The organism is Streptomyces sp. CCM_MD2014, assembly GCF_000772045.1.
Taxonomy (GTDB): Bacteria; Actinomycetota; Actinomycetes; order Streptomycetales; family Streptomycetaceae; genus Streptomyces; species Streptomyces salinarius.
This window is the reverse complement of the sequence record NZ_CP009754.1, coordinates 3,496,752-3,510,398: the sequence shown is the minus strand read 5'-3', so window position 1 is coordinate 3,510,398 and position 13,647 is coordinate 3,496,752. Positions and strand designations below refer to the sequence as shown.

7 protein-coding genes are annotated in these 13,647 nt (G+C 74.4%); all 7 read left to right on the top strand.

Annotation, left to right across the window (positions count from 1 at the left end; genetic code table 11):
• The first annotated feature begins 187 nt into the window (after nucleotides 1-187).
• Nucleotides 188-1,894: a glycerol-3-phosphate dehydrogenase/oxidase gene (locus NI25_RS15140; protein ID WP_061442978.1), complete on the top strand. Its 1,707-nt coding sequence runs from the start codon at nucleotides 188-190 to the stop codon at nucleotides 1,892-1,894.
• A gap of 99 nt (nucleotides 1,895-1,993) precedes the next feature.
• Nucleotides 1,994-4,063: a serine/threonine-protein kinase gene (locus NI25_RS15135; protein ID WP_061442977.1), complete on the top strand. Its 2,070-nt coding sequence runs from the start codon at nucleotides 1,994-1,996 to the stop codon at nucleotides 4,061-4,063.
• Between the two features lie 173 nt (nucleotides 4,064-4,236).
• Nucleotides 4,237-6,882: a protein kinase gene (locus tag NI25_RS15130; protein ID WP_061442976.1), complete on the top strand. Its 2,646-nt coding sequence runs from the start codon at nucleotides 4,237-4,239 to the stop codon at nucleotides 6,880-6,882.
• A 145-nt stretch (nucleotides 6,883-7,027) separates the two neighbouring features.
• A complete protein-coding gene (locus NI25_RS15125; protein ID WP_061442975.1) occupies nucleotides 7,028-8,818 on the top strand; it encodes a serine/threonine-protein kinase in 1,791 nt (596 codons plus the stop codon).
• Between the two features lie 91 nt (nucleotides 8,819-8,909).
• Nucleotides 8,910-10,037, top strand: a complete 1,128-nt coding sequence (locus tag NI25_RS15120) for a serine/threonine-protein kinase (RefSeq protein WP_061446930.1) — start codon at nucleotides 8,910-8,912, stop codon at nucleotides 10,035-10,037.
• A gap of 101 nt (nucleotides 10,038-10,138) precedes the next feature.
• Nucleotides 10,139-11,902: a serine/threonine-protein kinase gene (locus NI25_RS15115; RefSeq protein WP_078884627.1), complete on the top strand. Its 1,764-nt coding sequence runs from the start codon at nucleotides 10,139-10,141 to the stop codon at nucleotides 11,900-11,902.
• A gap of 122 nt (nucleotides 11,903-12,024) precedes the next feature.
• The gene (locus tag NI25_RS15110; protein WP_061442973.1) at nucleotides 12,025-13,638 is read left to right on the top strand and encodes a succinic semialdehyde dehydrogenase; all 1,614 of its coding nucleotides are present in this window, start codon (nucleotides 12,025-12,027) and stop codon (nucleotides 13,636-13,638) included.
• Nucleotides 13,639-13,647 lie beyond the last annotated feature (9 nt).

Here is a 13,647-nt window from a genome sequence, read left to right as displayed (position 1 = left end):
CTGCGGAGTTTCGGCGAGTGTCGACGGCGCGCCGCCTGCCGGTACGGGCCCGGGGGGAAGTTGTCCACAGGTTCGGGCCTGCGTCTGCCGAAGTCGGGCAGGAAGGTCAGAATCTGGGCATGGTGGGTACCAGGAACCGGGCTCGCCCGACGGGTGCGGCCGACGCGACCGACAGCGGGAGGCAGCAGTGAGGACAGCGACCCTTGGGCCGGCGCAGCGCGCCGAGTCGCTCGCCGCCATGGCCGAGCGCGAGCTCGACGTACTGGTGGTGGGCGCCGGCGTGGTCGGTGCGGGCACCGCACTCGACGCCGTGACGCGCGGCCTGTCCGTCGGCCTGGTCGAGGCGCGGGACTGGGCCTCGGGCACCTCCAGCAGGTCCAGCAAGCTGATCCACGGCGGGCTGCGCTATCTGGAGATGCTCGACTTCGTGCTCGTGCGGGAGGCGCTGAAGGAGCGCGGACTGCTGCTCGAACGGCTGGCGCCGCACCTGGTGAAGCCGGTGCCCTTCCTGTACCCGCTCCAGCACAAGGGCTGGGAGCGGCTGTACGCGGGCTCCGGCGTCGCGCTCTACGACGCCATGTCCATGGCCCGCGGCCACGGCCGGGGGCTGCCGCTGCACCGGCACCTGACCCGGCGTCACGCCCTGCGCGTGGCACCCGCGCTGAAGAAGGACGCGCTGGTCGGCGCGCTGCAGTACTACGACGCCCAGATGGACGACGCCCGCTTCGTGGCCACGCTGGTGCGCACCGCGGCGGCGTACGGCGCCAAGGCCGCCAACCGGGCCCGGGTCACCTCCTTCCTGCGCGAGGGCGAACGGGTGGTCGGCGCGCGGGTGCGGGACGTCGAGGCGGGCGGCGAGTACGAGGTCCGCGCCAAGCAGGTGGTCAACGCGACCGGGGTGTGGACCGACGACACCCAGGCGATGGTGGGCGAGCGCGGCCAGTTCCACGTCCGGGCCTCCAAGGGCATCCACCTGGTCGTGCCCAAGGACCGCATCCACTCCAGCACCGGGCTGATCCTGCGCACCGAGAAGTCCGTGCTGTTCGTCATCCCCTGGGGCCGGCACTGGATCATCGGCACCACGGACACCGACTGGGACCTCGACAAGGCCCACCCGGCCGCCTCCAGCGCCGACATCGACTACCTGCTGGAACACGTCAACTCGGTGCTGTCGGTGCCTCTCACGCGCGACGACGTCGAGGGCGTGTACGCCGGGCTGCGCCCGCTGCTGGCCGGCGAGTCGGACGCCACCAGCAAGCTGTCGCGCGAGCACACCGTCGCCCATCCCGTGCCCGGCCTGGTCGTCGTGGCGGGCGGCAAGTACACGACGTACCGGGTGATGGCCAAGGACGCCGTGGACGAGGCCGTGCACGGACTCGACCTGCGGGTCGCCGACTGCGTCACCGAGGAGACCCCGCTGCTGGGCGCCGAGGGCTACCACGCGCTGTGGAACGCGCGGGCCCGGATCGCCGCCCGCACCGGACTGCACGTCGTACGCGTGGAGCATCTGCTGAACCGTTACGGCGCGTTGACGGAGGAGCTGCTCGAACTCGTCGCCGCCGATCCCTCCCTGGGCGAGCCCCTCACCGGCGCCGACGACTACCTGCGCGCCGAGGTCGTCTACGCCGCATCCCACGAGGGCGCGCGGCACCTCGACGACGTACTCACCCGGCGCACCCGCATCTCCATCGAGACCTTCGACCGGGGAACGCAGTGCGCCCGCGAGGTCGCCGAGCTGATGGCACCGGTCCTCGGCTGGGACAAGGGCCAGGTCGAACGGGAGATCCAGCACTACGAGAAGCGGGTCGAGGCCGAGCGCGAGTCGCAGCGCCAGCCCGACGACCTGACGGCCGACGCGGCCCGGCTGGGGGCGCCGGACATCGTGGCGCGGTAAGGAGGGCGGGCGGGAACCCTGCGGGCACCCTGGGCGTAGAGCACTTGTCGGGTGAGGGACAATGAAGGCTCTGTCAGGGCGGGTTGCATGAGGGGACGCATGTCGGAGGCGGAGCGGGCGGGGACATCCCGTACGGACAAGAGCGCACGTCTCCTCGCCGGGCGGTACCGGCTGGGAGACGTGCTCGGCCGCGGCGGCATGGGGACGGTGTGGCGCGCGGAGGACGAGACCCTCGGACGCACGGTCGCCGTCAAGGAGCTGCGGTTCCCGGGGAATATCGACGAGGAGGAGAAGCGGCGCCTGATCACGCGTACGCTGCGCGAGGCCAAGGCGATCGCGCGGATCCGCAACAACAGCGCCGTCACGGTCTACGACGTCGTCGAGGAGGACGACCGGCCGTGGATCGTGATGGAACTCGTCGAGGGCAAGTCGCTCGCCGAGGCCATCCGTGAGGACGGTCTGCTGGAGCCGAAGCGGGCCGCCGAGGTCGGGCTGGCCATCCTGGACGTGCTGCGCTCCGCGCACCGCGAGGGCATCCTGCACCGCGACGTGAAGCCGTCGAACGTACTGATCGCCGAGGACGGCCGGGTCGTGCTCACCGACTTCGGCATCGCCCAGGTCGAGGGCGACCCTTCCATCACCTCCACCGGCATGCTCGTCGGGGCCCCCTCCTACATCTCCCCGGAGCGCGCCCGAGGCCACAAGCCCGGCCCGGCCGCGGACCTGTGGTCGCTGGGCGGGCTGCTGTACGCCGCCGTCGAGGGCATCCCGCCCTACGACCGGGGCTCGGCGATCGCGACGCTCACCGCGGTGATGACGGAGAACCTGGAGGAGCCGAAGAACGCCGGCCCGCTGCGGGACGTCATCTACGGGCTGCTCACCAAGGACCCCGACCAGCGGCTCGACGACGCGGGCGCCCGCGCGATGCTCAACAAGGTCATCCACGCCCAGGAACAGACGGCCGGGGGCGAACCGGTGGATGCCACCAAGGTGGTGCCGCTGCCCCCGCAGCCGGAAGGGCGCGGGCGTCGGGGCGGCTCCGCGGGCACTGCCAAGCGGGCCGAGGAGGCCGGGGAGAAGCTGCGCGGAGCGCTGCGTTCCGTGCGCAAGGCCGCCGTCGGGGCCGGTGCCGCCGGTGCGGCGGCCGCCTCGCGGGCCCGGCCGGGCGAAAGCGGCGGGACGACGGCGGGTGCCACGCGCGCGACGGGTGCCTCGGGTGCTGCTGGTGCCGCGGGTCCGGCGCGGGCGACTGGTGCCGTGCCCGCGCCCCGGGTGGGCCCGGGTGCCGGTGCCGCCGGCGGCACGGCCGGTTCGGGGGCCGGTGCGTCGGCCGGCGCACCGGGTGCGAAGAGTTCCGGGTGGCCCGTCGTGCCGCCGCCGGACCTGCCGGCCCGGTCCGTGCCCCGGGCGCCGCTCACCGACGTGGTGCCGCGCCGGACGCTGATCATCATCGCGGTGGTCGTGGCCCTGGCCGTGCTCGGCACGGTGCTGGCCCTCACGCTCGGCGGGGGCGACGAAGACCAGGGCGCCGAGGGCGGCAGCGGCGGCAAGGCCGTGGCCTCCGCCGGAGCGAGCGGCGACACCAAGCAGGACGAGGGGAGCGGCACCAGCACGGACGGCTCCGCCTCCGACCCCACGACCGACGGGCACGCGAGCGGCGCCCCGGACACCGGAGCGAGCGCCTCCGGTGAGGACGGGGGCGAGTCGGACGACGCCGGGAAGTCCGACGACGACGAGAACGTGGCCGCCACCCACCAGGGAGACCAGGGCTACCGCATCGGACTCCCCGACGGCTGGAAGTTCGCCTCCACGGGCTCCGCGGGCGACCGCTTCACCGGGCCCCGGGGACAGAAGCTGCTGGTCGCCTGGACCTCCACGCCCAAGGGGGACCCCGTCGCGGACTGGAAGAACCAGGAGCGGTACATGGTCCGCTCCAACTACGAGAAGATCCGCATAGAGAAGGTGGGTTACCGGGGCTGGAACGCGGCCGACTGGGAGTTCACCTACACCGACGGCGGCACCAAGTACCGGACCGTGGACCGGGGGTTCGTCGTCAACGACCACCAGGGCTACGCGCTCATGTACACCGCGAAGGCCGCGGACTGGGGCGAGGATCTGCGCCGGGACACCTGGCGGACCCTGTCGAAGACCTTCGAACCCAAGTCCTGAGCGGAGGGGACCCGGTGCCCGGGCACCGGGTTCCGGGTTTGACCCGCCCGATATCTGGCATCAGCTCATTGCGGGTTGCCTCCGGCACGTATCGTGAGTGGTTGCGGACCGTACGCAGCCGGAACGGCCCGCCGGGCGAACGGATTTGACCGACGGCTGCCGGGGGTGGCGACGTGGACGACTACGCGGGACGGGTACTCGCCGACCGCTACCGCCTGCCGCTGCCGCCCTCCGACGAGTACGAACTCACCGAGAGCCGGGCCTTCGACACCTACAGCGGACAGGAAGTCCTGGTCCGCCAGGTGCCGTTGCCGGAAGTCGTCGAGGCCGAGGTGCTCGACGCGGACGGCCTGCCCGACGGCTTCACGGCCCGGGACGGCGGCGTCCGCGGCACCGGCCGGCGGTCACCGGCCGCGCGCGGCGGCCCCGGGCGGCCGGCCGATCCGGTGGTTCGGCGTGCGGTCGAGGCCGCCCAGGCCGCGGCGGCGGTGCCCGACCATCCGCGCCTGGACCAGGTCTTCGACGTGTTCGCCGAGGGCGGCTCGCTGTGGATCGTCAGCGAGCTGGTGGCCGCGAGGCCGCTGGCCGCGCTGCTCGCCGAACAGACCCTGACGCCGTACCGGGCGGCCGAGGTCGCCTCCGACGTCCTGCTGGCGCTGCGGGTGCTGCACTCGTACGGCTGGGTGCACCGCAACATCACCGCACGCACCGTGCTCGTCTGCGACGACGGGCGCGTCATGCTGACCGGCCTGGCCGTCGGCGCGGCGGAGGAGGCGCTGTGCGGGTACGACCCGGTGCCCCGGCCGCCCGACGAGGAGCCGGTCCCCGCGGCCGACCCGAACGGGACCTTCGGCCCGGGCGGCGGCGTCGCCCGGACCGCGGTCTTCGGCCCGGGCGACGCCGACCCCGAGGCAGCGCGGCGGGCCGCCATCGAGGCGCGGGGCGTCGGCGGGCTCCCGGTGACCGGGGGCCCGGGGCCCGGCGGGCCCCCCGCCCCGCTCGCACCCGCGTCGCTCGACGCCGGCGAGGACGTCCGCGCCGCCCGCGCCGGTGCGATCGCCGCCTACCGCGCGGGTGCCAGGGCCGCGGCCCGCGTCCAGGAGGCCCAGAACGGGCGCGCGGCCCTGCCGGGCGCCCGCCCCGCCCCCGACGCCGCCGCGCGGGCCGACGGCCCCGGCACGGACAGCGGACGACCGGGACTCACCGCCGGTCCCCGCCCCTCGTACGACGACGCCGACGGCCGGGAGGGCGCCGGGGCGGCCGCTGACCCCGCGTCGTCCGACGACCCGGTCCCGCCCGGGCGGATCGCCGACCCCTACGGCGTACGCACCACCTCCTGGCACGGCGCCGCCCCCCGAACGCCCGGGGACCCGGCGCCCCCCGCAGCCCGGCGCCCCGGCGCCCCGGCGTTCCCCGCCCCCCGCCCGGACGGTGAACCGGCAGCCGCTTCCGGGCCGGTCGTCGCCCCTCGGGAGGGCGTCGGCGGGCCGGGCGTGCCGGCGCAGGACGGTGGGGCCGCGTCCGCCGCGCGCTGGGACGACCTGGTGGCGCGCACCCCGGTGGCGCGCGGTCCGGCCACCGCGCTCGCCGCCGAGCGGTCCCGGCAGACGCGGATGGCCGTGGTCGGGCCCGTGACCGAGCGCTGGGCGCCGGAGCAGGCCGGGCCCGTGCACGAGAACTGGCAGCTCGCCGCGCCCATCGGCCCCGCCACCGACCTGTGGGCCCTGGGCGCGCTGCTCTTCCGCGCCGTACAGGGCCACGCGCCGTACCCGGAGGAGTCGACCGCCGAGCTGGTGCAGATCGTGTGCGCGGAGCCGCCCGCGTTCGCCGAGGAGTGCGGGCCGCTGCGACCGGTCGTGGAGTCGCTGCTGCGTCAGGACCCCACCGAGCGCATCGAGTTCGAGGAGCTGAGTGGCTGGCTGCGTTCGCTCGTACGGTCCGCGCCCGAGCCGGAGGCCGGCCTGCACGTCATCTCCGCACCGCCCGTCGAGACCGGCCGGCTGCCCATCGTGCGCCGTCGCGGCGAGCTGGTGCGCAGGCGCCGCGCCGGGCTGCCCGCGCACCACGGACGTCACAAGCGGGGCAGGGAGGAGACCGGCCGCTCCCCCCGCAGTCTCGGCCGGACACTGCTCCTGCTGATACTGCTCGCGCTGGCCGGTGCCGTCGCGTACGCCATGTTCTTCATGCCCGAGAACGACACGAGCGGAGCCGGAGGTGCCGACCGGACGGGTGCCGCCGGCGAGGCGAGCCAGGCGCCGCCCGCCAAGTCGCCGGAGGCCGACGGCGAATCCCGGCCGGACCGGACGTCACCGGCGCCCGACCCCGAGGCCTCGCGGACGGCGGGCGGCCCCGAGACCCAGTCCAACGTCGCCGACGGGTTCACCCTGCGCAAGGACGCGGAGGGTTTCCGCATCGCCGTCGCCGAGGGCTGGAACCGGACCCCGCGCAACGGCAGCGGCCAGGTCGTCTACGGCAAGGGCGACTTCGAGCTGATCGTCGTGCCCGGCCGTGACCGCGCCTCCGAGTTCGGCGACGACCCGATGACCTACCAGCGCGACAGCGAGCCCGAGTTGGCGTCGTACCGCGCCTCCAGCTGGGCCACCTCCAGCGGCCTGAGGACGATCGAGGTCGGCGGACGGACCATGGCGGAGGGGCAGTTCACCTGGACCGGCGCCGACGGCGAGCTGTACGTGCGCAACGTCGCCATGCTCATCGACGGGCGTTACCACGTGCTCCAGGTCCGCGGCCCGGCGGCGGAGCGTGACGAGGTGACCCGGCTGTTCGAACAGGCCTCGACGACCTACCAGTACACACGCTGACGGCAGTTCGGCCCGATGGTTGCCTGCCGTCACGGAAAGCGACAACCGTCACAGAGCGGTTTCCATACCACCCCACCCGTTCCCCGGACGGTGGCCGGTCCCTAGTCTGACCCTGACAAGACCATTGCGGGGCAACGTGAATCAGATGCAGGGCCGGCTCGTCGCGGATCGCTACCGGCTCGGGGAAGCCATCGGCAGCGGCGGCATGGGCCGGGTGTGGCGCGCACACGACGAGGTGCTGCACCGGACCGTCGCCATCAAGGAGTTGACCGCCGCGCTCTACGTCTCGGAGAGCGACCAGGCCATCCTCCTGGCGCGCACCCGGGGCGAGGCGCGCGCGGCGGCACGGATCAACCACTCGGCCGTCGTCACGGTGCACGACGTCCTCGAACACGACGGCCGGCCGTGGATCGTGATGGAGCTGGTCGAGGGGCGCTCGCTGGCCGACGCGGTCAAGGAGGAGGAGCGGGTCGAACCGCGGGAGGCGGCCCGGATCGGCCTGTGGGTGCTGCGCGCCCTGCGTGCCGCGCACACCGCCGGGGTCCTGCACCGCGACGTCAAGCCGGGCAACGTGCTGCTCGCCGACGACGGACGCGTCCTGCTCACCGACTTCGGCATCGCGCAGATCGAGGGCGACTCCACCATCACCCGGACCGGAGAGGTCGTCGGCTCCGTCGACTACCTCGCGCCCGAACGCGTCCGCGGCCACGACCCCGGCCCGTCCTCCGACCTGTGGGCGCTCGGCGCGACGCTGTACACGGCGGTGGAGGGCAGGTCGCCGTTCCGCCGCACCTCCCCGCTCACCACCATGCAGGCGGTCGTCGAGGAGGAGGCGGGCGAGCCCCGGTACGCCGGGGCGCTCGCGCCCGTCATCAGCGCCCTGCTGCGCAAGGATCCGGCCGACCGGCCCGACGCGACCGAGGCCGAGCACCTGCTCGCCCAGGCGGCCGAGGGTCGGCGCCCGAACGAGGCCCAGGCCTACGTGCCGACCACCCGCCACACGGGACCCCCGCCGCGGGCCGGCGACACGGTCCACCAGGGGATACCCGGGGCGCCGGGGACCGCGGGGACGCACGGAACGACCACACCCGGTGCACCGGGCGTGCCGGGAGCCCCGGGCCCGATGGGCGCAAGCACCGCCACGCCGTACCCGCCGGTGACCGGCCCCACCGCGGTCGGACCCGCGGCGACGGGGCACACGGTGCCCGGTTACGCGGCCACCGGAGCCATGGCCGCAACGGCGGGCGGCGTCGCTCCCCGACGCCCCCGGCGGGCGCGGATACGCACGCTCGCCCTGGTCGTCGCCGTCGCCGCGCTCATCGGCGCGGGCACCGCCGTGGTGCTGCAACAGCGGGACGGCGGCGGCGCGTCGGCCGGCTCCGACCCCACCCACGCGCCGTCCGGCTCCGCTTCCCCGTCCGCCTCCGGCAAGGCGGGCCAGGGTCCCGGCGGAGCCGTCCCGGCCGACTGGGTGCGCCGCGACGACCCGCTGGGTTTCAGCCTCTACCTGCCCGCGAACTGGCAGCGCAGGGACTTCGACGGCGACAGCGGCGAACTCCGGCAGATCGACTACACCCCCGACGGCGGCGAGCACGTCATCCGCATCTCCGTGGACACCGCGCCCGACTACAGCGACCCGTACGCGCACCAGCAGGACCTGGACGCGCAACTCGCCGGGCGGCTGGTCGGCTACCGGCGCATCGCCCTGGAACGCGCCACCTACCGCGACCGCGACGGCTCCCGGTGGGAGTACGGCTGGACCGCGCTGGCCAAGGACACCGAGTTCCCCGGCCCGCGCCGGGCCGTGTCGCAGTCGTACATGTCCCGCGACGGCGTCGAGTACGCCCTCAACATGACGGGACCGGCCGGCGACTGGGCGACCACGCAGCGGCGGTTCAAGGCGGTGCTGCAGAGCTGGCAGGAGAAGACCGGCTGAGCCCGCGGCGGCGACGGCACACCCACGCACCCGTCGGTTGTCGGCCACCCGTGTGACAGCGGTCCGGAGCCGGTGCGTCCGGTGGGGCATGATGGGACGCATGGTGACCGAGGGGGCGGGCGGGCGTGTCATCGCGGGCCGTTACCGGCTCCATGAGCGGCTCGGCAGCGGCGGCATGGGCATCGTGTGGCGGGCCACCGACCAACTGCTCGCCCGCGAAGTGGCCGTGAAGGCGCTTCCCCTCGACGAGACCCTCTCCGCTGCCGAGGCTCGACGGCGCCGTGAACGCACCCTGCGCGAGGCCCGCGCGGTCGCGCAGTTGCGGCATCCGCACGTCATCGTCGTGCACGACGTGGTCGAGGACGACGAACGCGCCTACATGGTCATGGAACTGGTCGACGGCGGCTCGCTCGCCGACCGGGTCGTCGGCCGCGGCCCCGTCGACGCCGCCGAGGCCGCCCGCATCGGCATCGCCCTGCTCGACGCCCTGGACACTGCCCACGCGGCGGGGATCCTGCACCGGGACGTGAAGCCGTCGAACGTGCTGCTCGCCGAGGACGGCCGGGTCGTCCTCACCGACTTCGGCGTGGCCCAGGTAGCGGGCTCCACCACACTCACCGAGAACGGCTCCTTCGTCGGTTCCCCCGAGTACACCGCCCCGGAGCGGATGTCCGGTGCCGGGACCGGGCCGGAGTCCGACCTGTGGTCGCTGGGCGTGCTGCTGTGCGCGGTCCTCAGCGGCGCGTCCCCCTTCCACCGCGACTCGCTGGGCGGGGTGCTGCACGCCGTGGTCACCGAGGAGATCCGCCCGCCCGCGCAGGCCGGACCGCTCCTGCCGGTCGTACGGGGACTGCTGGAGCGTGATCCGCGACGGCGGCTGGACGCGGCGTCGGCGCAGCGGATGCTGCGCGCCTACCTCAGCACGGGCCGTACGCCCGCGACCGCGGCGGCGGCCGCGACCGGCGGGCCCCCGCGTGCGCGACGGAGCGTGAAGCGGAGCGTGCTCATGGCGGTGCTGCTGGTCGTCGCCGCGGCGGGCGCCGGGGTCTCGGCCGCCGTACTGCTCGTGGACGGAGGCGACGACGGGAGCGGTACGCCGGCGACCTCGGTGCCCGCGACGCCGACGACCCGGACGGCGCCGACGGATCGGCCGACGTCGGCCCCGTCCGAGCCGTCGGGGACGCAGCCGCCGCCCTCCGTGACCGGCTCCGATACCTGAAAGACCCAAAAGGGAGATAAGCGGCACCCCGCGTCACGGGTCTGTGACCGCCGTCCACCGGCGGTGGAAAGGGGCGGGCCCGGCGCGGTATGGATGGACCCATGAGCGACAACGGGGGATCACGCGGCAGGCCGGACGAGCCGACGAGTTTTGGGCTGCAACCGCCGAACCGGCCGGCCGCCGTGCCGCATCCGGGCAATCCGTACGCGGTTGAGACCCAGGTCGTACCGTCGCCGTCGCAGCCCCCGGCCGTGAACGCCGCCGGGGCCCCGTCGCCGGAGCGTCCGTCGCCCCGTCCTGCGCCCGCACCGGCGGCTGCCTCCGCCGCCGCGCAGGACCCGGGCGCCGGGCGGCTCATCGCCGGACGCTACCGGCTGATCGCCAAGCTCGGGCACGGCGGCATGGGCACGGTGTGGCGCGCGAAGGACGAGACCGTCGACCGCGAGGTCGCCGTCAAGGAGCCGCGCGTCCCCGATCACCTTCCCGAACGCGAACGGGACAACGCCTACGAGCGGATGCGCCGCGAGGCGCGCGCCGCGGCCCGGCTCGACCACCCCGCGGTGGTCGACGTGCACGACGTGGCGGTCGTGGACGAGCAGCCGTGGATCGTGATGGAACTCGTGCGCGGGCGTTCGCTGGGCGACGTCCTCCAGGAGGGCACGCTGGGCGCGCGCGAGGCCGCCCGGATCGGCCTGGAGGTGCTCGGCGCGCTGGAGGCCGCACACGCCGCCGGAGTCCTGCACCGGGACGTGAAGCCGGACAACGTCCTGCTCGGCCGGCACGACCGGGTCGTCCTCACCGACTTCGGCATCGCCCAGATCGAGGGCGAGACCAGCCTGACCGACACCGGCGGCTTCGTCGGATCCCCCGAGTACATCGCTCCGGAGCGGGTCCTCGGCCAGCGTCCGGGACCGGCGAGCGACCTGTGGTCGCTGGGCGTCGTGCTGTACGCGGCGACGGAGGGCGTCTCGCCGTTCCGCCGCAGCAACACCCCCGCCACGCTCCAGTCGGTGCTGAACGCCACGCCGGCGCCGCCCGCCTCCGCGCAGGGCCCGCTGGCCGAGGTGATCACCGGCCTGCTGGAGAAGGACCCGGCGCGCCGCCCGGACGCCGCCGGGGTCCGCGCCCTGCTGGACGCCGCCGCGAACCCGCCCGCGCCGCCACCCACCCAGGTGGTCCGGGTCGACGCTCCCCGGCAGCCGGCCCCGGCGCCCGTGTCCCGGTGGAGCGTCCGGCTGGGCCGCAACGCGTGGATCACCCTCGGCGCGGCCGTCGTCGCGGCGGCGGTGGCGTCGTACCTCGTGGTCGCCGACCCCTTCGCGGGCACCCTGCCGGAGGGCTGGAAGCAGCACGAGCTCGACGGCAAGGTGGGCATGAGCGTCGGTGTGCCCGCCGAGTTCGTGAAGGCGAAGCACCCGGACGACTGGGACGGCACGAACGAGACGTTCGCCGACCCGAGCGGCGCCGTCACCGTCTTCGTGGACCGGGACGTCAAGGCCGACGACGAGGACGGCAAGATCCCGGACACCGCCGGCGCCAACGCCTGGGCGGACTGGGAGATGCTCAAGGACGGCGAGTACTCCTGGAACTTCGCCTCCGACCCCGCCCCCAGGGGGGAACCGAGCGAGACGGAGTACCGGGGCGAGAAGGCCGCCGAGAACACCATCGCGTACACGACCGCGGACACCCAGAACCCACGCGCCCGCGAGTTCCGCATCCTGTACTACCGGGCCGGCAACGGCGACATGTGCAAGGTGTCGGTCGACTACCCCCGCGAGGGCTACTTCGCCGACGAGGGCCGGGAGATCGCCCGGGCGGTGATCGCGAACTGGGAGGTCGGGAAGACCGGCGGTCCCGCGACGTAACGCCCTGATCAGCGGGTTTGTTGCCAGCGATCACTGGCGTCATGTGAGCACTCGGTGAATCACGGTGAATCACCGTTACCGACGGGTACACAAAGCCCGCCCGGCGTCATACCCTGCGGCTCATGACGGACGCGCAGGCCACGGAACTCACCGGCACGAATCCCCTCGCCCCCGCCCCGAAGGGCGCCCGCACCGCGGCCGACGTGGTCACGCCCGAGCTGGTCGCCCAGCTCACCAAGGGCGTGGCCGGGTCCGGCCGCACCGCCAACCACACGCCGTTCACCGGCGACAAGCTGGCCGACCTGCCCGAGTCGACGCCCGAGGACGTGGCCGCCGCCTTCGAACGGGCCCGCGCCGCCCAGGCCGTCTGGGCCCGCACCCCGGTGCGGCAGCGCGCCGCCGTCCTGCTGCGCTTCCACGACCTGGTCCTGGCGCGCCAGGCCGAGGTCCTCGACCTCATCCAGCTGGAGACCGGCAAGGCCCGTCTGCACGCCCACGAGGAGGTCCAGGCCGTCGCCGTCGCGGCCCGCCACTACGGCCGCAAGGCCCCCGCGTACCTGCGGCCCAAGCGGCACACCGGCGCCGTACCGACCCTCACGAAGGTGACCGAGCTGCGCCACCCGCGCGGCGTCGTCGGCCAGATCGCCCCCTGGAACTACCCACTGGAGCTGTCCGTCGGCGACGCGCTCCCCGCGTTCGTCGCGGGCAACGCGGTCGTCATGAAGCCGGACACCGAGACCTGCCTGACCGCCCTGTGGGCCCGTGACCTGCTCATCGAGGCCGGGCTGCCCGCCGAGGTCTTCCAGGTCGTCCTCGGCGAGGGCCCGGTCGTCGGCCCCGAGGTCGTCAAGCACGCCGACTACGTCTCCTTCACCGGCTCCACCCGCACCGGCCGCGAGGTCGCCCGGGGCGCCGCCGCCCGCCTGGTCGGCGTCTCCCTCGAACTCGGCGGAAAGAACGCCATGCTCGTCCTCCAGGACGCCGACATCGAGAAGGCCGCGGCGGGCGCCGTCCGCGCCTGCTTCTCCTCGGCCGGCCAGCTCTGCATCTCCATCGAGCGGCTCTACGTCCACGAGTCCGTCGCCGACGCCTTCCTGGAGCGCTTCGCCGCCCGCACCAGGGCCATGCGGCTCGGCGCCTCCCTCTCCTACGGCGCCGACATGGGCTCGCTGGTGGGGGAGCGGCAGCTGGAAACCGTGAAGGCCCACGTGGCGGACGCCGTGGAGCGGGGCGCCAAGCTCGTCGCCGGCGGCGTCGCCCGCCCGGACATCGGCCCGTACTTCTACGAGCCGACCATCCTCGACGGCGTCACCGCCCCCATGGCCGTGTGCACCGAGGAGACCTTCGGCCCGGTCGTCTCCGTCTACCGCTTCACGACCGAGGACGAGGCCGTCGAGCACGCCAACTCCACGCCGTACGGCCTGAACTCCTCGGTCTGGACGAAGGACGCCCGGCGCGGCCGCGACGTCGCCGCCCGGCTGCGCACCGGCACCGTCAACATCAACGAGGGGTACGCGCCCGCCTACGGCAGCGTCCAGTCCCCGATGGGCGGCATGAAGGACTCCGGCCTCGGCCGCCGGCACGGCTCCGAGGGCATCCTCAAGTACACCGAGGCCCAGACGGTCGCCCACCAGCGCCTGCTGCCGATGGCACCGTCGCTGGGGATGGACGACGAGAAGTACGCGGCGTTCATGAGCCGCAGCCTGCGCCTGATGAAGGCGTTCCGCCTCCGCTGACCCACCCAA